The sequence below is a fragment of the Flaviaestuariibacter terrae genome, from assembly GCF_054777635.1.
The window spans coordinates 42,441-65,087 of the sequence record NZ_BAAHAL010000004.1; the positions used below are offsets into that span (position 1 = coordinate 42,441).

Annotated in this window: 18 protein-coding genes; 10 read left to right on the forward strand and 8 right to left on the reverse strand. The window is 59.8% G+C overall.

Annotation, left to right across the window (positions count from 1 at the left end; translation table 11 throughout):
• Positions 1–19: 19 nt before the first annotated feature.
• The 4 genes from galA to ACYU7Z_RS00195 are packed head-to-tail and all read right to left on the reverse strand — an operon-like array spanning position 20 to position 8,000.
• Positions 20–3,379: a beta-galactosidase GalA gene (gene galA, locus ACYU7Z_RS00180; RefSeq protein ID WP_460566398.1), complete on the reverse strand. Its 3,360-nt coding sequence runs from the start codon at positions 3,377–3,379 to the stop codon at positions 20–22.
• Positions 3,380–3,390: 11 nt separating this feature from the next.
• Positions 3,391–5,949, reverse strand: coding sequence for a membrane or secreted protein (locus tag ACYU7Z_RS00185; RefSeq protein ID WP_460566400.1), 2,559 nt, complete (start codon positions 5,947–5,949; stop codon positions 3,391–3,393).
• A 6-nt stretch (positions 5,950–5,955) separates the two neighbouring features.
• A complete protein-coding gene (locus tag ACYU7Z_RS00190; protein ID WP_460566402.1) occupies positions 5,956–6,993 on the reverse strand; it encodes a glycoside hydrolase family 53 protein in 1,038 nt (345 codons plus the stop codon).
• Positions 6,990–8,000, reverse strand: coding sequence for a LacI family DNA-binding transcriptional regulator (locus tag ACYU7Z_RS00195; protein ID WP_460566404.1), 1,011 nt, complete (start codon positions 7,998–8,000; stop codon positions 6,990–6,992). The genes ACYU7Z_RS00190 and ACYU7Z_RS00195 overlap by 4 nt, the downstream gene beginning before the upstream one ends.
• A gap of 212 nt (positions 8,001–8,212) precedes the next feature.
• Here ACYU7Z_RS00195 and ACYU7Z_RS00200 point away from each other — a divergent pair, with 212 nt between their 5' ends.
• Positions 8,213–9,391 carry an MFS transporter gene (locus ACYU7Z_RS00200; RefSeq protein WP_460566406.1) on the forward strand — a complete coding sequence of 393 codons (1,179 nt, stop codon included), beginning with the start codon at positions 8,213–8,215 and terminating at the stop codon, positions 9,389–9,391.
• The gene (locus ACYU7Z_RS00205) at positions 9,378–11,987 is read left to right on the forward strand and encodes a glucosidase family protein (protein ID WP_460566408.1); all 2,610 of its coding nucleotides are present in this window, start codon (positions 9,378–9,380) and stop codon (positions 11,985–11,987) included. The genes ACYU7Z_RS00200 and ACYU7Z_RS00205 overlap by 14 nt, the downstream gene beginning before the upstream one ends.
• A gap of 281 nt (positions 11,988–12,268) precedes the next feature.
• Here the strand turns inward: ACYU7Z_RS00205 and ACYU7Z_RS00210 are convergent, their stop codons facing one another.
• From ACYU7Z_RS00210 to ACYU7Z_RS00220, 3 genes are all read right to left on the reverse strand, one after another.
• Positions 12,269–13,657: a porin family protein gene (locus ACYU7Z_RS00210; protein ID WP_460566410.1), complete on the reverse strand. Its 1,389-nt coding sequence runs from the start codon at positions 13,655–13,657 to the stop codon at positions 12,269–12,271.
• Positions 13,641–14,216 (reverse strand): RNA polymerase sigma factor, encoded by a 576-nt coding sequence (locus ACYU7Z_RS00215; protein ID WP_460566412.1) that lies wholly within the window; start codon positions 14,214–14,216, stop codon positions 13,641–13,643. The genes ACYU7Z_RS00210 and ACYU7Z_RS00215 overlap by 17 nt, the downstream gene beginning before the upstream one ends.
• A gap of 73 nt (positions 14,217–14,289) precedes the next feature.
• Positions 14,290–15,333, reverse strand: coding sequence for an NAD(P)-dependent alcohol dehydrogenase (locus tag ACYU7Z_RS00220; RefSeq protein WP_460566414.1), 1,044 nt, complete (start codon positions 15,331–15,333; stop codon positions 14,290–14,292).
• Positions 15,334–15,400: 67 nt separating this feature from the next.
• Between ACYU7Z_RS00220 and ACYU7Z_RS00225 the strand changes: the two genes are divergently transcribed.
• The gene (locus ACYU7Z_RS00225; RefSeq protein ID WP_460566417.1) at positions 15,401–15,967 is read left to right on the forward strand and encodes a hypothetical protein; all 567 of its coding nucleotides are present in this window, start codon (positions 15,401–15,403) and stop codon (positions 15,965–15,967) included.
• A gap of 131 nt (positions 15,968–16,098) precedes the next feature.
• Here ACYU7Z_RS00225 and ACYU7Z_RS00230 read toward each other — a convergent pair whose 3' ends face one another.
• On the reverse strand, positions 16,099–16,449 hold the full coding sequence (locus ACYU7Z_RS00230; protein WP_460566419.1) for a c-type cytochrome: 351 nt from the start codon (positions 16,447–16,449) through the stop codon (positions 16,099–16,101).
• Between the two features lie 80 nt (positions 16,450–16,529).
• Here ACYU7Z_RS00230 and ACYU7Z_RS00235 point away from each other — a divergent pair, with 80 nt between their 5' ends.
• From ACYU7Z_RS00235 to ACYU7Z_RS00265, 7 genes are all read left to right on the forward strand, one after another.
• Positions 16,530–17,129, forward strand: a complete 600-nt coding sequence (locus tag ACYU7Z_RS00235) for a hypothetical protein (RefSeq protein WP_460566421.1) — start codon at positions 16,530–16,532, stop codon at positions 17,127–17,129.
• 56 nt (positions 17,130–17,185) lie between these two features.
• A complete protein-coding gene (locus tag ACYU7Z_RS00240) occupies positions 17,186–18,088 on the forward strand; it encodes a helix-turn-helix domain-containing protein (RefSeq protein ID WP_460566423.1) in 903 nt (300 codons plus the stop codon).
• Between the two features lie 123 nt (positions 18,089–18,211).
• Positions 18,212–18,871, forward strand: a complete 660-nt coding sequence (locus ACYU7Z_RS00245) for an NADPH-dependent F420 reductase (protein ID WP_460566425.1) — start codon at positions 18,212–18,214, stop codon at positions 18,869–18,871.
• A gap of 283 nt (positions 18,872–19,154) precedes the next feature.
• Positions 19,155–20,063, forward strand: a complete 909-nt coding sequence (locus ACYU7Z_RS00250) for a P-loop NTPase family protein (protein WP_460566427.1) — start codon at positions 19,155–19,157, stop codon at positions 20,061–20,063.
• Positions 20,060–20,827, forward strand: a complete 768-nt coding sequence (locus tag ACYU7Z_RS00255; protein WP_460566429.1) for an ABC transporter permease — start codon at positions 20,060–20,062, stop codon at positions 20,825–20,827. Before ACYU7Z_RS00250 ends, ACYU7Z_RS00255 begins: the two co-directional genes overlap by 4 nt.
• A 177-nt stretch (positions 20,828–21,004) precedes the next feature.
• Positions 21,005–22,183, forward strand: a complete 1,179-nt coding sequence (locus tag ACYU7Z_RS00260) for a THUMP domain-containing class I SAM-dependent RNA methyltransferase (RefSeq protein ID WP_460566431.1) — start codon at positions 21,005–21,007, stop codon at positions 22,181–22,183.
• A 27-nt stretch (positions 22,184–22,210) separates the two neighbouring features.
• A complete protein-coding gene (locus ACYU7Z_RS00265; RefSeq protein WP_460566433.1) occupies positions 22,211–22,477 on the forward strand; it encodes a nucleoside triphosphate pyrophosphohydrolase family protein in 267 nt (88 codons plus the stop codon).
• Positions 22,478–22,647 lie beyond the last annotated feature (170 nt).

Here is a 22,647-nt window from a genome sequence, read left to right on the forward strand (position 1 = left end):
TCGGTTGGGTTGTTTGAAGTTACTTGGTCAGATGTTTCTGGCGGATGGCGTCGTAAAGTTCGAGGAAAGCGTTCGACTTTCCCTGCCGGTCGAACACGCTTTCCCAGGTATTGAGCGGCTCCCAGATAAAGGTGCCTTTGCCGTGGTTGCCCGGGATGTCGAAGGCGATGTCGGCGATCTCCTCCTTCAGCTGCGAGTACTCGGCTACGATCACATCGCGGTCGTAGCGACGGGCGAGGTCGCGCAGGTTATAGCGCAGGTCGGCCAGTGTGCCGTGCCACTTGGGGTAATACGATTCGCCGATGATGTCGAAGGGCACGCCGCGCTGCAACAGGTTGTCGAGGAACCATACCGACTCGTCGTTCTGCCCGCCCAGTGCGATGTGAAGCAGCAAGAGACTTTGCGGCGCCACGTCGCGCACGGCGCGGTGCGCGGCTACGAGCAGGCGCGCGAGGCTGTCGAGGTGCGCTACGTGGCCCTCGGGCCAGAGAATGCCGTGGTTGATCTCGTTGCCGCATTGCACCATATCGGGCAGCGTTCCCTGCGCGCGGAGCGCCTGCATTACGGACTTCGTGTAGGCATACACCGAGTCTTCAAGCTGCGCGAACGGCAGGTTGCGCCAGGCAAGCGGCTTGTATTGCTTGCCCGGGTCGGCCCAGTAATCGCTGTAGTGAAAGTCGAGCAGGAACTTCATCCCCGCCGCCTTCATGCGCTTGGCCATGGCAAGCGTATGCGGCAGGTCGCAGAAGCCGGTGCCGGGCGCATAGCCACTGTCGTTGGCGGGCGCATGGAAAAGCCGCAGGCGGATGTAGTTGATGCCGTGCGCTTTCAGGATCTGCAGCGGGTCTTTTACCATACCCTTGTCGGTGAAGCGAATGCCTCGTGCTTCCAGCTGCGGCAGGAACGAAATATCGGCACCGAGCATACGCTCACCGGCACTGCGGGGCATGTAGTGCGCTGCCGGCTTCGTTACCGGTTGCAGGGGTATCGTATGAATATCGGTGCTGCCCGTCCACAGGCTATCACTCTTGGCGGTGAAGGCTACGAAGGAAGGCGTCTTACCCGCCTGCACGATCACCTGCGCCTTGCCGTTGAACAGGTGCCGCGTAGCCACCGTGTCTTCGTAGCGATCCTGCTCGTGGCTGCTCGGGTCGCCATTGCCGACCCCGATGATGGTCGCATCGCCGCGCACGGAAAAGCGAACAAGGTTCTGCGCGTCGGGCACCTCGCGGCCTTCTTTGTCCACCACGCTGATATTGAGGACGGTGGCGTCGCGTCCGTCGGCGAGGATCGTCGTACGGTAGGGCGTCACCACCACTTCGGCCGGCGCGCCTGTGGTTTCCACGTGTGCCGTCAGCTTGCGTCCACCCTTGTAGGCAACCGCTTCAAGGCGGCCGGGCTCGTAGGTGACGCTCCACTGCAGGTGCCGGTTGCGGGGCATGTCCTTCTTCCCGAGACTCTTTCCATTGAGAAACAGTTCGACGTTATCGGCATTCGTATTCACCCATACATCGATGGGCTGGCCTTCCCGGCCTTTCCAGTTCCAGTGCGGGGAGATGTGCAACACGTCTTCGTCGGTCCACCAGCTTTTGTAGTAGTAATAGATATTCTTGGGAAAGCCGCAGGCATCCATCACACCAAAGTGCGAGGAGATGTTGGGCCACTGGTAGGGTGTTGGCTCGCCGCGGTAGTCGAAGCCCGTCCAGATGAAGCCGCCCGCCCAATACGGATTAGGTGCCGAAAGGGTCCACCAGGCTTCGGCGGTGGAGGCCCACCAGGGTGCGCTGATGTCCTGGTCGGGCACGTAGGCGCGGATCGTGTCTTTCACATAAATTCCACGCGTCGTTACAGTGCTGCCCATTTCGGTTCCAATGATGGGTTGCTTCGGATGATCACGGTGGTAGTCGGCCACACCGAGGTGGCGGTAGTTGAAGCCGCGTACGTCGATCACTTCGTTCACGCCATGAGACACATTGGCCACGTCGGCGGCATAGGTGCTCTGGCGCGTCGGATCGAGCTGTACCTGCAACGCCATCAGGCTTTGGGCGATGCGGCGCCCGACGTCTTGTGTCTGGATCCAGCCTTCCTCGTTGCCGATCGACCAGAGAAATACGGACGGATGATTGCGGTCGCGTTTGACAAGTCGTGTGAACTGGTCCACGTATTCGGGCGAGCTGTTGAGCAGGCGCTGCTCGTCGAGCACCAGCAACCCGAGCGAGTCGCAGGCGTCGAGCAGTTCGGGTGTCGGCGCGCCGTGGCTCGTGCGGTAGGCGTTGCAGCCCATGTCTTTCAGCAGGTGCACGCGGTAGTATTGGATATAGTCGGGAAGCGCGGTGCCCAGCCCGGCATGATCGCCGTGGTTGTTGGTGCCTTTTATTTTTATGGGTTTCCCGTTCAGGAAAAAACCACGCTGTGCATCGAAGCGCACCGTGCGGAAGCCGACGCGCGTGGCGAAGCTGTCTACTACCTGCGTACCGTACCGGATCACGGTTTGCAGCCGGTAGAGATACGGGTCGTCCAGCTGCCAGAGCCGGGGCTTCGCGCAGCTTAGTTCCTGCTCCGCGGTCATCTCGCTTTTCGAAGCGACACGCAGCTTCTTACGGCCGGATCCACCGACGCGCTTTCCGTCGCGGGTAACGAGGTAGCTCTCGATCGTGACCTCCTTCGTCCCGAGGCCATCATTGCGTATTTCGGTTCGGGTGCGCAGCATGCCGTCCGGGTTCGCCTCGATCCTTTGCCCGCCCGGTGCCACGTGCAAGTCGTTATACCGGTTGAGCCACACGTGCCGGTAAATGCCCGCGCCTTCATAGAACCAGCCTTCGTATTGCGTGGCGTCGACCCGTACAACTACAATATTGTCTTTGCCGTAGTTCAGGTAATCGGTGATGTCGTAATTGACGCCGACATAGCCGCTCTCATTCCTTCCGAGGTAAAACCCATTGATCCATACCCGGGCGTCGCGGAAGATGCCATCGAACTGCAGCTCGTAGCGGGCACCGGAATCCTTGCGTGCCACCTGGAAGCGCTTGCGGTACCAGCCAATGCTTGTTTCGGGAAATAGTCCCCCGACCGGCTTGTAGCCATGCGACTGCACATCGAAGTTGTTGCCGTTCACGAAGGGCAGCTCCACCGCCCAGTCGTGCGGCAGGTTCAGCTTGCGCCAGCCGCTGTCGTTGAATTTCGCATCCAGCGCGGTGCCCGTCGTACGCCCCGACTTGGAAAAGATCGGTTCGATGCCGAAGCCGAAATCTTTCGCCGGGTCGGCGGCATTCCCGAAGTGAAAGCGCCAGTCGTCGTCGAGCAGCAGGTGGGCCCGCTGCGCGTTCGCCCCAAGGGCCAGGACCAGCAGGAGCAGGAAGAGTACGCGTGGTTTCCGCATAAGGCTTGATTTCATTTATTGAGTTGCGGGGTCGGGTGAGGAAGCAGGAGTTGCACCCGCTCAATGTCCAGGTCGATGCTGGCGCCGGCCGCGCTGGACGGGCCCGTATCGCCGAAGCTGAACTCGAGGTGTTCCAGCAGCCGGATATCGAAAGTGCCTTCATCGCGCCGGAATTCCAGCGGCTGGAAACCGGGATACGGGCGGGGCAGCAATACAAACGGCGTCGGGTGAAGCATCGAAAGCGGCACCGTGATCGTCGACATCTCGTCGCGCAGGGCGATGGAGGTTTCGACCGCCTTTCCATTGCGGTCTACAAGTGTAACAGTGAGTGAGCGCCCACTTCGTGAGCGTCCCCGCACCAATAACTGGAAGTTGCCCGCAACATAAGCGGTATCGATCACCTTGTCGCCCGCAAACACGCGCCAGCGGATCGTTTCGCCGCTTTTGACCTGCTGGATCGATGCGCGCAGTACCGGCGCACTGCTGCCTTCGGCAATTGAGTAGCCGATCGCCTGCCGGCGCCAGTCGGTCAGCCAGGGCGTCACGCGGCCCCGCTCGGTCGACGGATCGAAAAGAACCGGCCCGGCATCCTGCGGGATGAGGCGGATGGCGTAGCGTGCCTCGTCGGTATTATTCCAGGCATAGGGGTCGCCTTTCTGCCCAGAAGGAAAGACATGGATTTCGCCCGAAGCCTTCCGCACGATGACCCGGTATTCAAGAAGGCCCGGCTCGAGTAGCTCGGCGGGCAGCTGAACTCCATAAACGTAATTGGCCCGGCGCTGCGGCTGCAGCGTTTTCCAGCGGTTGAGCGAGTGCCGTAGTTCTACGGTTACCGCGTCGCGCTCCTCCACGTTGCCGGCCTGGAACGAAAGCCACAGCGGCTTCCCTGCAGGCCGGTCGGCTACCGGGGCCCCGGCGATAAACGGTGCTCCTCCGGAGAGCTTCGGAAGATCGAAACGCGCCACGGGCCCCGCCTTCGGGTCCGCACCGAGCTCATACACACCGGGGCGCAGCAGGAATCCGCCGGCACCGCTGATCGATACGCCGCGGTTGGCGCTGTCGAGACCCACCGCGCGGAAGTTCGCAGGAAGACCGGGCAGGCTGATCTCCATCCGGTTGGCGGAAGCAAGCAGCCGCACGACCTCGCGTGCCGGCGAAGCTTTACCGAACGGGTCTGCTACAATTACGGCATCGGGGTACACTTCGAGACGCCAGCGACCTTCGCCCAGCTTATCCAGGAAATAAGCGCCGCTGCCTTCGTAGCGCACCACGGGCGAGGAACCAACACCGCCCAAGTGCCGCAGGGCTGCCACATTGCGCGGCCCCGTTGTCGTGTTGTTCGAATAATAGAAAGCTGTGTCGCTGTTCATTTCGCTGAGATTGCCTGCATAACTCACGCGGAATACATCGAACGCCGTATCGGAAGGGAACGTGCCCCAGCTCCTGCCACGCGGCAACTGGTGAAAAGCTTTCCCGGCGATCAGCAGCGAAAGCGCCTTGCCGGGTGTATACAGCAGGTTGAGAAAATGCGTTTGATACTCGGTATTCGCATAGGCCGTGTACATCGGATCGTAGGCAAACTGCGTGGCCCACTGGAAGCCCGCCGTGCGGAAGGAGCGCGCCATTGCCGGGTACATGTTCGACTGCAGCACATCGCCCGCATCAAACTCGTACAGCATCAGCGCGCGGCTCTTCAGCGAAGGGATCGAATCGAAAAACGGGATTCGGTATTGATCGACATTGGGCAGGAAGTTGCCCTTCTGCTCGTGACCGGCAACAAGACCGGTGGGATACCACTGGAAGCTGTGGCCGTCGACGTTGGCGGCCGCAACGGCTCCCGCATACGAAGGCGACTCGCTGATGTTGTAAAACACAGGCTTTGTCCAGCCGCTGCCGCGGAGTGCTGCCGCGAGCCGGTTGATGTATTCGGTGGTACGCTCGCGCGGGCCGCTGTGATGCGGCTCGTTATTGAGCTCCGCGGCGACCACGTTCGCGTCGGCGATGTAGGTCTGCTTTGTATAGGGATTGACATGTGCGAAGAACTGGCGGAGGTAGTTCTCCTGCGCCACGATGGCTTCTTCCTTTACCACCGAAGGACCTTTGCCATACTTCGTGGAAAAGCCCGGCGTTTTTTCATCGGGCTCGGGATAACCGTTGCCCCAGAAGGCGATGGGTGTAATGATGACGCGGATGTTGCGCTCGCGGAGCCGCATCAGTAAATAGTCGAAAAGACGGAGGTGCTCGTTCTGCAGCAGGTTGCCCGCCGAGTCGGAGATCTCCACGTCCCATACATGCACGCGGAACGCATCGAGGCCGAGGCGCGCCATATGGGCCACGTCGGCGTCGATGGCTTTCTCCAGGTCGATACCCAGGGCTTTGTGCGAGCGGTAGCCATAGGCAAAGGGCACAGTATAATTCACACCAAAGAAAGTTGCCTCGGCGTCTCCTTTCGTATAGCGCAGCACGCCGCTCTTATCGACGTACACCAGGTTGCCCGTGGGCTTCTGCGCGCCGGCTGCGAGTGACAGCAGAACAATGATGAGGACAGAAAACGTTTTGCGGAGCGACATAGCCGTTTATTGAAATGCATTTAATGCGATCGTCGGGCGACCGTTGTTGTCGAAGGCGCCGAGCGTATAGCCGCTCCAGCCAGGAGGCGCTTCGGGCTCCCAGTACAGCACGCCAAGCCCCTTGTGGTTGGGGAGTGCACGTACGCGGGTAATGAGGTCGGACAAAAACTGCGCGCAGCGGTCGGGGCTGTCCCAGGGCATGCCCACTTCCACCACGAACACTTCCTTTCCGTAGCGCGTGATCATATCGCTCATATTGGCCGAGGCTTGCACGTTCGTGTTGCCCCAGCTGTTCACGTCGGGATACAGTGAGAGGCCGATGACATCCCAGCGGGCGCCGTTGCTTTGGAGCCCGTCGAAGAGCCAGCGATACAGGCTGTTGTTCCAGCCATTGGAAAGATGCACGATCACTTTGGCCGCAGGGTACACCGACTTCACGGCATCGTAGCCGCTATTCAGCAGCTGCGCGAAGGCGGCCAAATTGGTAGACGCGCGGGCCTCGGGCCACAGGAAACCGTCGTTGGTTTCGTTACCGACCTGCACCCACTCCACCGAAACACCGGCATTCTTCAGCGTTGCCAGCACGTCGGTGGTATGCGCGGCCAATGCAGCTTTGAGGCCGTTCAGGTCGAGCGATGCCCAGGCCGCGGGCTTTGCCTGCTGGCCCGGGTCGGCCCAGGTATCGCTGTAGTGGAAGTCGATGAGGAGGCGCATGCCGAGGCTTTTTGCGCGGAGGGCTTTCGCCAGCACGTCGGCCTTGTTGTTCCAGCCGCCGGTTGGATTCACCCATACGCGCAACCGGATCGTATTCATGCCGAGGCTTTTGAGCAGGGCCATGCCTTCGCGCTCCACGCCGGCCGCATCGTAGAAATGCTTATTGGCCGCTTCGAGCTCGGTGATCCAGCTTACGTCGGCGCCCTTGGCCAGCTGGAAGGTATCCGCGCTGACCACCGGTGCCGGTTGCGGAGTGACAGTACCGTCGGATGACTTCTTGCCGCAGGATGCGAGGAGCAGCAGCAACGGCACGATCCAAAGTTGTTTCATATAGCAGTGCGTTTACTTGATTCGCGGATGATGAGGAGCGGGTCGAGCACGAGCCGCCTGGGTTTGCCGGCATAGAAATCGTCGGATGCCGAGAGCTCGAAAAAAAGGCGGGCCGCTTCCTCGCCCATGCGGATCGTTTGCTGGTCGACGCTGGTTAGTGAGGGGGTAATATGTGCGCCGAAGGCTTCGTTGGCAAAGCCTACCAACCCCATTTCGGAAGGAACGGAGATCCCGTGCCCGCGGAGCACCTGCAGGGCGCCGAGCGCGGTGAAGTCTTCCACGCAGCAAACGGCATCGGGCCGCGCGGGGCCGCTGAGCAGGCGCTGCATGCAGGCCGCGCCGGATTCGATCGAAACATCGCCATGCTGCAGCCAGTCCGGGTTGACGGGCAGGCCATGATCGCGCAGCGCCGCCCGGTACCCTTCGGCGCGCTCCTGCCAGATGGGCACGTGCGGCTGCCCGCCGATAAATGCAATGTGCCGGTAACCCTGCTCTGCCAGGTGACTGGTGGCGCCGTAGGCGCCGAGCCGGTCGTCGATGGATACGGAGGGCACCGGCAGCTTCGCATTGATGCGGTCGAAGAGCACGAGCGGAACAGCCTGCTTGCGGAGGGCGAGCCAGTGGCTGTTGTCGGTTGTTTGCTTGGCGATGGAAGCCAGCACGCCGTCGACCTGCGAGCGCAGGAAGGTGTCGACGCCGCGGCGCTCCCACTCTTCCGATTCGTTCGATTGGTAGATGAGTACGTTGTAGTCCTGCTCGCTGGCCACTTTTTCGATGCCGTGGATGACAGAGCCGAAGAAGTTGATCTCGGCGCTGGGGATCATCACGCCCAGGATGCGTGTCTTGCCAAGGCGGAGCGACGAGGCTACGCGGTTGGGCTGGTAGCGGAGGCGGCGCGCCGCCCGGAGCACCGCCTCCTTGGTGCCGGCCGATATTGCGGGGTGGTTGTTGAGCGCCCGCGACACCGTGGCGGCGTTGACGTTGAGGTGTCGGGCGATATCTTGCAAGGTCGTGTTGCGGGCCAACGTGCAATCGTTTGCATAAAGATAAGGGGGCGGCCAGCGCTGGAGCCGCAGAGTTTTTCAACAGGATGCCCACATCAAGCCGGCTAGCAGTTGTGGCCCGTTTCTTGTGTATCAAGTACACATTAAGGCGCAGGCCTTATCTTTACCCAACGGTTGCTGCCATAGGATGTCCTCCCCGCGGGGAGCTTTTTGTTATGATCAACAGCGCAGTAACCATAGTACCCTCCCTTCGCGTGCAGCGTCTTGCTGTCGGCGGCCTTTTCTTCCTGCAAGGACTTTGCTTTGCCACCTGGGCGTCGCGGATACCCGGAATCCAGCAGGCCCTGGCACTCTCCAACACCGCGCTCGGGCTTGTGCTGCTGGCGCTTCCCATCGGCTCGCTCCTAGGCCTCCTGCTCGCGGGCTGGCTCGTAACGCGCTTCGGATCGCGGGGCATTTCGGGGATTGCCCTCCTGGCCTATGCCGCCGTGCTCGCCCTCATCGGCAGCTGCGCGTCGGTTGCTACGCTTTGCGCCGCGCTGGTTCTTTTCGGCTTCGCCGGCAACAGCACCAACATCGCCATGAACACGCAGGCCGTTGGTCTTGAGGGCCGCTATGGCCGCCCCATTCTCGCTTCCTTCCACGGCCTGTGGAGCCTCGCCGGCTTCACGGCCGCCGGCATCGGCACCTGGGCCACGGGCAGCGGGATCGGCCCCCTCTCCCACTTCAGCGGCATTGCCGTCCTTATCGCCATCGGTCTTGCATTCGTCTTTCCGTATTTATACAGTGAGCCGCCCGCGCCCCGCAGCAACACACCCCTGCTGGTGCTCCCGGGCAAAGAGTTGCTGCCACTCGGTGCCGTTTGCTTCTGCAGCATGATCTGCGAGGGCGCCATGTTCGACTGGAGCAACGTCTATGTAAAAACAGTCGTGCAGGCACGCGGCGCCTGGGCCGGAGCGGGCTATACGGCCTTCATGGCCACCATGGCCACGGGCCGCTTTCTCGCCGACCGCATCAGTCATCGCTTCGGCAGCTACCGCACCATCCAGGGCAGCGCCCTCCTGCTCGTTGCGGGTCTCCTGGTAGCCGTAGCCTGGCCTTCGCTGCCCGGCGCCATCAGCGGATTTCTCCTCGTGGGCTTCGGCGTGTCGTCGGTCGTGCCGCTCGTATACAGCGCGGCCGGCCGCAGCAGCGCATCGGCGGGGATGGCCCTCGCCGCCGTTTCGAGCATCGGCTTTCTCGGCTTCCTCGCCGGCCCGCCCGTCATCGGCCTGCTGGCGGGTCTCTTCACCCTGCGCGGCGCCTTCCTGTTTGTAGCGCTCATGGGCACACTGGTGTTCGTGCTCGCGCGTATTGCTTCACAAAAAGATCCTGCCTCCTATGCAACCGAATAACCCGGCCGAATACAACCATCCCTTCTGGGGTCCGTACCTGAGCGAGCGCCAGTGGGGCACGGTGCGCGAAGACTACAGCGCCGACGGCAACGCCTGGCAATACTTTCCCTTCGAGCATGCGCACTACCGCGCCTACCGCTGGGGCGAAGACGGCCTCGCCGGGATCTCCGACCGCCTGCAGCTGCTTTGCTTCGGCATCGCACTCTGGAACGGTCGCGACCCGATCCTCAAGGAGCGCCTCTTCGGCCTGCACAACTACGAGGGCAACCACGGCGAGGATGTAAAGGAGCACTATTACTACCTCGACAACGTACCCGACCACTCCTACATGTCGTTTCGCTACCAGTACCCGCAACTGGAGTTTCCCTACGAAAAGCTCAAAAGCGAGAATGCCCGCCGCTCACGCCAGGAGCCCGAGTACGAGCTGCTCGACACGGGTGTGCTCGACGGCCAGCGCTACTTCGACGTCACGGTCACCTACGCCCGGCGCGACGACGACGACCTCTACATCCGCATCGACATACATAACCGCTACCAGCGCGCGGCCAACATCACGGTACTGCCGATGCTGTGGTTCTCGCACCTGGCACACCACAAAAATCAATCGCCGCTGATCACGGCCACCGGCACGCATTCGGCGCGCGCCTGGCACGAGCGCACCGGCGCCTGGCACTTCTATAGCCAGGAAGCCGACACGCTGCTATTTACCGACAACGTAAGCAACAGCGCGCGGATGAATGGCGAAACACCCGGCGATGCTTTCAGCAAGGACGCCTTCCACGAAGCCATTGTGAACGCCAACAACCTCGACGAACTGCGCACGCGCGGCGAAGGCACCAAGCTCGGCGCGCTGCAGCAGCTGCGGATCCGCGGCGGCGACACGCGAAGCATTTATTGCCGCCTCAGCACACGCGAGCTCGATCATCCCTTCCACGAGGGCTTCACCGAAGTATTCACGGAGCGGAAGGCAGCCGCCGACGCCTGGTACCGGAGCCTGCTTCCCGGTCCGGCCAGCGAGGACCAGCGCAACATCTTCCGGCAGGCCATCGCCGGACTTCTCTGGAGCAAGCAGTTCTATTATTTCGACGTGGAGAAATGGCTGCAGCGCAGCGACGGTGTGTCGCCCTTCGCGCCCGAGCGCCTTAACGGCCGCAACCACGACTGGCAGCACCTCAAGAACCAGGACATCATCTGCATGCCCGACAAATGGGAGTACCCCTGGTATGCCGCCTGGGACCTCGCGTTTCAGTGCATCGCCTTTGCGCCCGTCGATGCCGCCTTTGCCAAGCAGCAGCTGCTGCTTATCATGCGCGAGTGGTATATGAAGCCTGACGGGCAGTTACCGGCGTACGAGTGGAACTTCAGCGACGTCAACCCGCCGGTGCATGCCTGGGCCGCGATGGAAGTGTATGGCATCGAGAAGAAGCAGAAGGGCAGTGGCGATATTGTATTTCTCAAGAAGATATTCCAGAAGCTACTGATCAACTTCACGTGGTGGATCAACCGCAAAGACCGCAACGGCAACAACATTTTCGAGGGCGGCTTCCTCGGTCTCGACAATATCGGTGTGTTCAACCGCTCCTTCTACGGCGAGCACATGCGCCTCGAGCAGGCCGACGGCACGAGCTGGATGGGCACCTATGCGCTCAACATGATGGACATGGCCCTCGAGATCGCGCTGCACGACGAATCGTTCGAAGACACGGCTACCAAGTTCTTCGAGCACTTCGTGCTGATCGCTGAATCGCTCAACGAGCACCACCTCTGGAACAAGGAAGACAAATTCTTTTACGACGTGCTGTCGATACCCGGGGAGGAGCCCATACCGCTCCGCATCCAGTCGATCGTGGGGCTTACGTCGCTGTTTGCCGTGAGCACCATCAGCCGGCAGACACTCAATACGCTGCCCGACTTCAAGCGCCGCACCGAATGGTTCGAGCAGTACCGGAAAAAGTACAACAAGTTCTGGCCCAACGAGGAGCGCGGCGACCAGGAGGAGATCCTGCTGTCGCTGGTAAAGCGCGAGCGTCTCGTGTACCTGCTCCAGCGGTTGCTCGATGAATCGGCGTTCCTCTCGCCGGGCGGCATCCGTGCCCTTTCGAAGCATCACCAGGAGCATCCCTACTCGGTAACGATCGATGGCAATGAGTACAGCATCGCCTACGACCCCGGCGACTCCACGTCGGAGATCTTCGGTGGCAACTCCAACTGGCGCGGGCCGGTGTGGGTACCGATCAATTTCCTGATCATCCGCTCGCTGCGCAAGTATGGCCGCTTCTATGGCGACAGCCTGCAGGTGGAGTGCCCGGTGGGCTCGGGACAGATGATGAACCTTTGCCAGGTGGCCGACGAGCTCACGCGCCGCGTGGCCAGCCTCTTCACCCGCGACGAGGCGGGTGAGCGCCGCTGCTATGGCCGCTACAACGACTTCTACAGCGCCGACGGCAACCGCGACCTGCTGCTGTTTTACGAATATTTCCACGGCGATACGGGCGCGGGTCTCGGGGCCTGCCACCAAACCGGGTGGACGGCGCTGATCGCCGAGCTCATACGCGAAAGCGCGCTGCGGGCGATGGCCGAAAACGTTGCCAGCTAGCGCCACCGTTAACTTGACATTAAGCAGGGCCGAGGCCGGGTGCCCGTACCTTTAACCTGCTTCAGTTCCATATGAGAAAAGATAAATATGGCCGCCGGTACAACCGTCCCGTTTACCAGTTTGCGCTGTTCCTCATCGTCGCCACACTCATCGCGATCATCACGATGATCATCCTCGCCAATTAGCGATTGCTGTTGCGCGCACCTGCGGCGGCAATGGAAATACCTGCCTTCGGGCCGCAGCCATGCGCATCTTTCCCTGATTTGTATTGCTGAAAATAACTAGCGGCGTGGCTCTTTCCCGCCCAGCGGCCGGCTGAAAAGCAGCCTAAGACCGGCGCTTGTGAGCGGCAGGCTGCCCGCGCCGGCATTGCGCAGCGGCACCTGCACGTAGGGCTCGAAGCGGAGGCTGTAGCTGCGCGGAAGGGCCAGCCGGTAACCTGCCGACAGCTGGAGCACGGCGGCCCAATCGCGGGAGGCATTGCGGAACGTGGTATCGTGGTAGCCGTCGTAATTGGTCATGCCGTAGTGCAGCACGTAACCGTATTCCTCGCGCTTCATCAGGTAGCTCGACACGCCGGCGCTCGCAAACCAGCTGCCACGCTGGCGGAGGTGGAAATCGTAGCGAAGCACCACCGGTATCTCGAACATGCGGCAGTCGCCATCGACCGACTTTATAGAAGAATATTGCGGCATGTAGCCGGGACTCTTCCCGACATATACGCCGCTGCTGTAATAATGCTTGCGGCTCCAGAGGAGTTGCGCTTCGACCGCGAGGTGGCGGCCTGCCTGGAAGCCGATGGCGACACCGAGGTCGTAGCCGGGCGCTTCGACCTTCTGGCCTTTTACCGTAGTAATACCGGCCCCGGCTACGACACCTGCGTATACCCGGGATGCTTTGGCTGCCGGCTTTTTCGCCGCAGCGGGCGTTGCAGCAGGAGTGGTATCCACGGGATCTGCGGCGGCGATGGCGCGCTGCTGCGTTGCAGCATCTTTACCGGGGGCAGGCGGTTGAACCGGCGCAGGGGCGAATGCGTCCGGGGCGGCAACGCTGCCGGCATCGGCCTGTTGCAGATCGTTGTCGGCATTATGTTGCCGGGGCTGCGCGGGATCGCGGTGCGCGGTTGCAGCAACCGGAGCGCTTGCTGCCGGCTGGCGCGACGAAGCAGCGCGGGCACGGCGGGACGGCGCATTGTTGCCGGACCGGCGCCCGCTGGGGGCGCCGCCGGCTATCGGTGGTCTGGTTGCAACAGCAGGAGAAACCGGGATGGGTGTTGTTGATGGAGCGGCATCCGTAGAACTACGGTTGGCAGTGCCCGCGCTATCCATGGCCGCCGCCCGATCTGTGCCGGGCGTTGCCGCGGGGCGCGCGGTGCGCGTCGTTTGGCCGGGGAGCGCTGGGGCTGCCCTGTGTTGCAGGGGCGCGGTGGATTCCTGCGCTGTCGGCGCTTTTTCGTCGCTGCCGATGCCGAGCGGGAAGGGCCGGACGCAGATCACCGGTATCAGCAGGAGCAGCAGGAGCCATAGGTAGCGACGGTCGCGGCGTTTCGGCGCGGGCGGGATTCCGAGCTTGGCGGCCACTTTATCCCAGTCAGCGCCGTCGCTGTTCAGGGGATATTCGTTGCCCGCCTTGCGCCACAAATCGTCCATATCGTCATTGACAGAGTGCATAGGTCAGATCCGAATCATTTTTTTTTAGGGTTTTCTGCAGCGACATCCGGGCCTTGGCGAGGTTCGACTTCGATGTGCCCACGGCGATCCCAAGCTGGTCGGCGATCTCCTGGTGACTGAACCCGTCGATCACATACATATTGAACACGGCCCGGTACGCCGGCGGCAGCTTCTTGATCTCCTTTACCAGCTCTTTATACAGCAAGGCATTGTCGGAACGCGCACTGGGGTCTTCGGGCTGCCACACTTCTTCGGGCAGGCTTCCGATCTCCTGCAGGAAATTATACTTGCGCAGGTGGTCGATCGCCGTGTTGACCATGATGGTACGCAGCCAGCCCATGAAGATCGCCTCAACGTTGCTGCCGGGCTCGTAGTTAAAGCGGTCCAGGTTGCGGAACACCTTTACGTAGCCATCGTTGACGACGTCCACCGCGGTATCGTAGTGGAAAATATACCGGAACACGACTTTGAGGCAGAACCCATAGTACTGCTGGTACAGGGCCTTCTGCTCCCGGTGGTTGTGCGCGAGGCAATTTTTTATGGTCGATTGCAGGTCCAAAGGGGCGATCGTCGTGTTGGTCGCCCTTAAAATACGCCAATTCAGCGGGGCGGTTGCCTCCCCCGCAAAAAAATTACAGCGTGGCCAGGTCGATCACAAAGCGGTATTTCACGTCGCCCTTCATCATCCGCTCGTAGGCTTCGTTGATGGCGCTCATGGGGATCATCTCCACGTCGGACACGATGCCGTGCTCGGCGCAGTAGTCGAGCATCTCCTGGGTTTCGGGAATGCCACCGATCAGGGAGCCGGCGATGCTGCGGCGCTGCATGATGAGGTTAAAGACCGCGACCTGGGCCGGTGCCGGCGGGGCGCCCACGCAGATCATGGTGCCGCTGGTATTAAGCAGGTTGAGATAGCTGTTGTAATCGTGCGGGGCCGATACGGTATCGATGATGAAATCAAAGTAATTCGACAGCTCCTTCAGCGTGTCGGCATTGCTGGTAAGCGCAAAGCGATGGGCGCCCAGGCGCTTCGCATCGGCTTCCTTCGAGGGCGAGTGGCTCAGCATCGTTACCTCGGCACCAAAGGAGGCGGCAAATTTCACCGCCATGTGACCGAGCCCGCCAAGACCGAGTACGCCAACCTTATGGCCCTTGCCCACCTTCCAGTGGCGCAGCGGCGACCAGGTGGTGATGCCCGCGCACAGCAGCGGGGCCACGGCCTTCAGGTCGAGCTTATCGGAAATTTTCAGCACAAAGTCCTCGGTCGTTACGATCTGCTTGCTGTAGCCGCCATAAGTAACGGTCTTGCCATCGCGCTCAAGCGCGTTATAGGTGCCAACGGAGCCGTTCTCGCAATATTGCTCCAGGCCTTCCTTGCACTTCGGGCACTCGCGGCAGCTGTCCACAAGACAGCCTACGCCGGCGAGGTCGCCGATCTTGAATTTCGTGACGTGGTTGCCCACGGCGGTCACGCGGCCCACGATCTCGTGGCCGGGCACCATCGGGTACATGGAGCCGCCCCACTCGTTGCGAACCTGGTGGATGTCCGAATGGCAAACGCCGCAGTACAGGATCTCGATCTGCACGTCGTGCGGCCCCGGTGCCCGGCGCTCAAGGGAAAAATCGCGGAGGGGGCTGCTGGCGTCGTAGGCGGCGTATGCTTTCGTAGTGGACATCAGGAAAAATTTTGACAAATGTAGGCGCGGGCCAAAATGCGCTGTATTTTGGTTCCAAACCACTGCCATGAGATACTTCGCCACGGTGCTGCTGCTTGCGCTTGCATCACTGGCAAACGCGCAGGACAGCACGATCATCGCGCTGGAGGCAACCAGTGCCGACACATTCACCGACGACTATAAGATAGACAGCCTCCTCCGGCACCTGAATGTGCTGACGCTGAACAAGCACATCCGCTTTGTCCGCAGCACCGAGGACGATACCCGCAGTGGCTTCCGCGCCGACAGCTACGTAACGATCCGGATCAAATGGAAGATCCCGCCGAACCCATTCACGACACCGCTACCGCCACCCGACATGAACCAGCGCCCGGCACGCGTGCTGCGTGGCGTTGATGGCCGCGTCGTGGAAGATAGCAACCCGCGGCCGCAGCCTGCCAGCACCCAATACCCGCAGAACACAAAAGCATCTGCGGAATGCTACCTCGCCATACGCGGCAAGGGGATCAACAGCAAACCTTTGCGGAGCGTCTATACCGTTGAAGCGCCGGATGAGCGCGAGCTGCTGGCGCAAACGATGATCAGCCTCCTCAACCGCCTCCTCGGGGAATTCGACAAGCCGAAGGGGCCCTGACGCATTGTACCGCACCTTACTCCGCGCCGGTGAAGTACCAAGAAAATACAGTTCCGGGCGCTCCCGGTTCCTCGGAAAGAAGGCATCTCCAACAACAGCTTCCTGCTCCAGCCGAAGCTTCGGCCCTTGGATTATTTCAGCGAAAGGATGTAGCGGGCCATCTCATCGGCATCATCCGGCGAAAGTCCCGCGTGCGGCGTCATCGGCGTCTGGCCCCAGTTGCCGCTTCCACCGCGGATGATCTTCGCGGCAAGCGTCGGGACGGCGTCTTCACGACCCGCGTAGCGCCGGGCAATGGCGTTGTACGCCGGCCCCACCATGGGCTCCGTTTCCTTGTGGCAGGACAGGCAGTCGCTCTTGGCGATGAGTGCTTTGCCGGCAGGCGCGCCGGCCGCCGCGGTCGTTGATTCCGTTGCATGCGGACCATTGCTGCCGCAGGCAATGAGGAAGGAGGCCAGCACGGCGCAGAGAAAGATTTTCATGCCCTAAAAATACCGGGCGGCCCGTTACTTTAACGATTCCTTGCCGCCGCGCCGCTTCGCCTTGCTTACTTTGGCGCATCATGAAACGGCTGCTTCTTCCCCTCATTATCCTGCTGCTCGCACAAGGCGCCGGCGCGCAGCGCTCACTCCTGCTGCTCAAGAAAGGAGCCCGCACCGTTGCCCGCTACTGGGAAGGCGGCACGATCGCCTTCCAGCTAAGCAACGGCGCCTGGCAGCAGGGCGACCTCGTAGCGCTGCGGAACGATTCGGTTTTTGTGCAGCCGCGGATCGTGCGCTATTATATGATCGGCAACGACACGCTCAAGCTTCCCGTGCAGGGCTACCCGCTGCAAACGCTGGCCGCCTTCCCCCGGCCCGGTGTTTCCATCGAATTCCGGAGCGGCGCCTTCGGCGTCAGCAAGCGACGCAGCCTCGCCGGAACGCTGCTCCAGGTGGGCGCGATCGGCTATACCGCGCTGGGCCTGGTCAATGGGTTACGCGAGGGCAACTATTCTTTGTCGGAACACAAGACCGAGCTTGCCGTTGCGGGAGCGGTCTATGCACTGGGCTTTGCGCTGAAGCGGCTCACACGCTACACGTACCCTATCGGATCAAAATACCACATCGAAAGCATCCGCTTCGACAGGAGCGGTACCGGTGCCGGCAGCCAGGCGAGGTAAGGCTCGCAGGGTGCTCGTCATCCCGCGGGCTGCCCCCCAACAGCTATCTTTACCGGGTGACCAACAAGCCCTTTTCCATCAGCTCGTACCAGGGGATCAATGAGTTTCTCCAATCCTTTTCGTCGGGCTACCAGACCAGCGATCCTAACCTGTATTGCCTGCGACTGAGGGAACATATGCCCGGCATGGACCGGTACAAGCCGCCCTTCAAGAAGGACTTTTATTTCGTTGCGCTGGTGCGCAATGCCGGCAACACCAAGATCACGTACGACAATACCAGCGTTACCGAGCTGAATGCCTTCCTCGTGTTTCAATCGCCGGGGCTGCTGTACAGCTTTTTCCGCGACGACACAGCTTCGGGATACCTGCTGTATTTCCGGAAGGAATGCTTTTCGTTCTTCAAGCCCGATTTTGAAACCGAGTTCCCGTTCTTCGACCTGATGCATACCAACTTCTTCCGGCTCAATGGCGCGCGGTTCCAGGAGTTTGCGCCCATGTTCGAAGAGGTGTTCACGGCCTACGAGGGAGGCACCGATAAAACGCACCGGGTTGCGTCGCTGAAGCTGCTGGCGCTCCTCTACCAGCTGCGCGATTTCGCTACCGCCTTCCGGCAATGGGAACAGGGATTTACGAGCCCGCAGCAGGCGCTCGTGAAACAGTATGTGCAACTGGTCAATAATTATTACCTCGAGAAGCGCAGCATCGACGAGTATGCGGCGCTGCTCCATATCACACCGAATCACCTGTCGCAGACGGTAAAGGTCGCTACCGGCAAGAACGCGCTGGCCTTCATCAACGAGCGGATCATGACGGAAGCAAAATCGCTGATCCTGTATTCCGACTACGACATCGCGCAGGTAGCCTGGCAGCTGAATTTTTCGGACCCGGCCAACTTCGGGAAATTTTTCAAGCGGCACTCCGGAACAACACCGCTCGAATTCCGCCGCAGCAACCGCTGATGCGCCTCGCGGGCCAGCTTTCATTCGAATATACCAGCACAACCAAGTTATCGACCATGATGGGCGCACCCGGCGGTGTCACCTTTGTACGGCAAACATTGAATCACTAAAAAAACACGGGTAATGAAAATAGCTGTATTAGGAACCGGGATGGTCGGCGATACCATCGGTTCGAAACTGGTTGCGCTGGGTCACGAAGTAATCATGGGATCACGCACGGCTGACAATGAAAAGGCACAGGCCTTTGTGGCCAAAAATGAAGGCAAGGCCAGCGCCGGCACGTTTGCCGATGCCGCTGCGGCCGCTGAGATCGTCATCAACTGCACCGCGGGCGCGGCATCGCTCGAGGCGCTTACGCAGGCCGGAGAAGCCAACCTTGCCGGTAAGGTCCTTATCGACATCGCCAACCCGCTCGACTTCAGCAATGGCGCACCGCCCTCGCTGCTGCCGGCGCTCAGCAATACCAATTCATTGGGCGAGGAAATACAGAAAGCGTTCCCCGCGGCCCGTGTGGTTAAGACACTCAACACGATGTGGTGCGGGCTGATGGTGAACCCGGGCATGATCAATGGCGGAGAGCACACGAACTTTATCTGCGGTAACGACGCGGATGCCAAGCAACAGGTGAAGACGCTCCTGCAGGAGTTTGGCTGGACAAGCGAGAACCTGCTCGACCTCGGCGACATCAGCGCGGCGCGCGGCACCGAAGCGGTGTTGCCCGTGTGGCTGCGGATCTGGTCTGCCACCCAGAACGGCGCCTTCAACTTCAAGGTTGTGAGTTAAGGCATCATCGTACTGATTAAAGCCCCGCCCCGGCGGGGCTTTTGCTTTTGGACAGTCGGCGAACAGAGACATGCATCCGTATTTATACGGGATAGCGTCCGCTCCAGCTCCAGCTTACCAGCCGCATTGCGGCACCGCTACCAGCAATCCCGGCTTTTCACCGCCCATGCCGAAACGCCGTACCATGCTTTACATAGTAATTAGCTTAGCTGTGTATTAGTTAATGGCCTGTAGCGGCTCCGGGCCTCGCTTCGGCACATACCCACACTAAAAACCTACTCCCATGGACCATATTATCCGGACCACCGGCCTTTCCTATCACTATTCCCGCGAGGTACAAACCCTCATCGACATCAACCTCCGCGTGGAGCGCGGCAGCATCTACGGCTTTCTGGGACCCAACGGCTCCGGCAAGACGACCACCCTGTCGCTGCTCCTCGGCCTTCTCAACAACCAGAAAGGCGCTATCGAGATCTTCGGCCAGCACCTGCACGCCGCCCGCGAAACCATCCTGGGCCGGATCGGCTCCCTCATAGAAACGCCTTCGCTTTATGCCCACCTGACAGCCCGCGAAAACCTGGAGGTATACCGCGAAACCTACGGCGCCACGAAGGCAAGGGTGGAGGAAGTGCTGGAGATCGTCGGGCTTGCCGACACGGGCAACAAAGTGGCGAAGAAATTCTCGCTCGGCATGAAGCAACGCCTGTCGATAGCGCTCGCCCTGCTGCCGGCTCCCGAGCTCCTGATCCTCGACGAGCCGTCCAACGGCCTCGACCCGGCGGGCATCATCGAGCTGCGCGCACTGGTGAAAAAGCTGAATAAGGAACACGGCATGACGATCCTGATATCGAGTCACCTGCTTGCCGAGATCGAAAAAATGGTGACCCATGTAGGGATCATCTATAAGGGCCGGATGCTGTTCCAGGGATCGCTCGCCGAGCTGCACCGCTTCCAGCAGCGGGGCTCGCGCCTGTTCATCCGAACCTCCGACAACGTAGCAGCCTGCAGGATCCTAGAGGAGCACGGCCCCGAGCTTAGCGACGAAGGCCTGAGCGTTGCCTATGAGAACGCGGGCCAGGTGGCGGCCATCAACCGCCGGCTTACCGAACAGCAACTCGACGTGTTCCTGCTGCACCCGCGCGAAAGCGATCTCGAACAATTATTTATTGACCTCACATCCGCACACGCATGAAACTTCTGACCGCGCTTCGCTCCGAAATCCTGAAGAGCAAACGGACCGCATCTTTCTATTTTACGATCATCGGCGCAGCGCCCGTGCCGCTCATTTTCCTGCTCAACGTACTCACGGGCGGCGGCGATGTGGAGGCCGTGCACCGGGGCTCGCTGAACGCCGTCTTCGAGCTCGGCATGGAGCGGAATGGCCTCGTCTTCTTCCCGCTGTACGTGATCCTGCTAAGCACCCTTCTGCCGCAGATCGAGTACCGTAATAATACGTGGAAGCAGGTCTTTGCCGCGCCACAGACAAAAGCAACTGTTTTCCTTGCCAAGTTTCTCAACAGCAACCGGCTCATCGGGCTCTTCCTGCTGACGAACCTGCTCTACCTGTCGCTGGTGATTGTGCTGATACACTTCGCCGACCCGGCGCGCAACCTACTCAGCCAGCCCTTCGACGCAACCCGGCTCCTGACGGCAACCGCAACCACCTATATCACGATGCTGGCCCTGTGCACCTTCCAGTTCTGGCTGGGCCTGCGGTTCCGCAATTTCGTTGTCCCGATCGCGATCGGCCTCACGCTCTGGATCACGGGTATGATGATCAGTATCGAGTTTCAATCGGGTCTCGTGAATTTCTTTCCCTACAGCTTCCAGACCTTCCCCTACCTGCCGAAGCTCCAGCCGAAGATCGCCCAGGCATGCTGGGCATCGGCAGCAAACGCGCTGCTGTTCCTCGGGTTTGGCTTCCTCGATTTCCGGAAGAGAAGGCTCACGGCCTGACAGCGTACGGTCGGTCACAAAGAAGCCCCGCATTGTGTAGTCGTCCGATTCTTACCATTGATGGGCTGCCGCTTTTGTGGCCGTTACTATCGTGGTATCACAAGCAAACACAACATCTATAGGTAACAGATATTTTATTCCCCCTAACGGTCGGGAAGAATTTACCTTTAGCCGTGCATGAACTTATTTACTGACAAAGCGGTCGTTATCATTACTTGTCCAAAGCGGCTTGCCCCTTACCTAGAGAAGGAAGTAACAGATCTTGGATTCACCATAGAAAAACAATTTCTGACAGGAGTCAGCATCCACGGCACTATTAACGACTGCATAAAACTCAACCTGAATCTTCGTTGCGCCAGCCAGGTACTTTATAGCCTGAGAAAGTTTGAAGCACACAATGCGGATGGGATTTATGAAAACCTGGTTACGTATCCGTGGGAAGATGTTTTACCCGATGGGGGTTACTTTTCCATCACCAGCAATGTGAATAACCCGACGATCAACAACAGCATGTTTGCAAACCTGCGGGTGAAAGATGCCATCGTGGATCGGTTGCGTGATAAAACAGGCACAAGGCCATCAACAGGCGCAGCGCTTGCAGGCGCCGTCATCAACCTGTTTTGGGACAATGAAAGTGCAGAAATATTCATTGATACGTCCGGTCCGTCTTTAGGCCGGCACGGGTACCGGAAAATACCCGGCCAGGCACCCATGCTGGAGGCTCTGGCCGCAGCCACAATTCTGGCTACCCAATGGGATAAACGTTCGCCGTTCGTGAATCCCATGTGCGGCTCAGGCACGATTGCCATTGAAGCTGCCATGATTGCCACCAACAGGCGACCCGGTTTATTCAGAACCAATTATGCTTTTATGCACTTGCGGGGATACGACGAATCCGTTTATTTACAGGAGGACGCGTTACTGGAAACACAAATCACCGATGTACCCGGTCTTCGGATCATTGCTACGGATTATAGTGCCCGTGCAATCGAGAATGCAAAGAAGAACGCCATTGCCGCAGGTGTCGCCAGCCTCATCGATTTTGCCGTCTGTGATTTTGCCGATACAGACATACCTCCAGACGTACCAGGCATTTTTTATGTCAATCCTGAATATGGGGAACGCCTGGGTGACGTTGCTAAGCTGGAAGCAACGTACAGCCGTATCGGTGATTTTATGAAAAAGAAATGTCGCGGGTATCATGGTTATGTATTTACCGGCAATTTGGACCTTGCAAAAAAGATCGGGTTGAAAGCCAGGCGCCGGATCGAATTTTACAACAGCACGATCGATTGCCGGCTGCTGGAGTATGAACTGTATAGCGGAAGCCGGGCGGCACCGAAAGAAGAACAGTAATTATAAAATTGACGATAGCCTATCAACATGGAAATTTCCGCACTGCAAAAAATCGTACGAGACAGATATTTCTCCTCGGATAACGAACGGGGAATCTATCATACGGCTTTATGGTTTCATGAAGAGGTAGGAGAGCTTTCAGCGGCAATAGCCAGCGGGGACAGGCAAAATGCCAAGGAAGAATTGGGAGATGTGTTGATGTGGTTGTTAACCCTGTCCAATCTTCTGGATATCGATATGGAAGATGTTATCAACGATCATTTAAATAATCCCCGAAAGCTCCCGTCGAAATAGGGGATTTGCTGATTGTTTTTTCGCAAGACTTCAAATGGGCATATGGATGTCGAACCGCCCCGAATGAGCGAATTCCTGCGCCTGATTCTCGGCGCTGACGGAAGATCTCGCCAAAACAAAAACTGCCATTGCTGCGCGGCTTTGGACTGGAGGATACCGGAGGCGAACCG

Coding starts and splice junctions, on each gene's coding strand:
- ACYU7Z_RS00210 (WP_460566410.1), bottom strand. CDS start 13,657: ATGCACTCTGTCAATGACGATATGGACGATTTGTGGCGCAAGGCGGGC.
- ACYU7Z_RS00260 (WP_460566431.1), top strand. CDS start 21,005: ATGAACTTATTTACTGACAAAGCGGTCGTTATCATTACTTGTCCAAAG.
- ACYU7Z_RS00265 (WP_460566433.1), top strand. CDS start 22,211: ATGGAAATTTCCGCACTGCAAAAAATCGTACGAGACAGATATTTCTCC.
- ACYU7Z_RS00220 (WP_460566414.1), bottom strand. CDS start 15,333: ATGTCCACTACGAAAGCATACGCCGCCTACGACGCCAGCAGCCCCCTC.
- ACYU7Z_RS00190 (WP_460566402.1), bottom strand. CDS start 6,993: ATGAAACAACTTTGGATCGTGCCGTTGCTGCTGCTCCTCGCATCCTGC.
- ACYU7Z_RS00225 (WP_460566417.1), top strand. CDS start 15,401: ATGAGATACTTCGCCACGGTGCTGCTGCTTGCGCTTGCATCACTGGCA.
- ACYU7Z_RS00185 (WP_460566400.1), bottom strand. CDS start 5,949: ATGTCGCTCCGCAAAACGTTTTCTGTCCTCATCATTGTTCTGCTGTCA.
- ACYU7Z_RS00255 (WP_460566429.1), top strand. CDS start 20,060: ATGAAACTTCTGACCGCGCTTCGCTCCGAAATCCTGAAGAGCAAACGG.
- ACYU7Z_RS00245 (WP_460566425.1), top strand. CDS start 18,212: ATGAAAATAGCTGTATTAGGAACCGGGATGGTCGGCGATACCATCGGT.
- ACYU7Z_RS00250 (WP_460566427.1), top strand. CDS start 19,155: ATGGACCATATTATCCGGACCACCGGCCTTTCCTATCACTATTCCCGC.
- ACYU7Z_RS00200 (WP_460566406.1), top strand. CDS start 8,213: ATGATCAACAGCGCAGTAACCATAGTACCCTCCCTTCGCGTGCAGCGT.
- ACYU7Z_RS00205 (WP_460566408.1), top strand. CDS start 9,378: ATGCAACCGAATAACCCGGCCGAATACAACCATCCCTTCTGGGGTCCG.
- galA (WP_460566398.1), bottom strand. CDS start 3,379: ATGCGGAAACCACGCGTACTCTTCCTGCTCCTGCTGGTCCTGGCCCTT.
- ACYU7Z_RS00230 (WP_460566419.1), bottom strand. CDS start 16,449: ATGAAAATCTTTCTCTGCGCCGTGCTGGCCTCCTTCCTCATTGCCTGC.
- ACYU7Z_RS00235 (WP_460566421.1), top strand. CDS start 16,530: ATGAAACGGCTGCTTCTTCCCCTCATTATCCTGCTGCTCGCACAAGGC.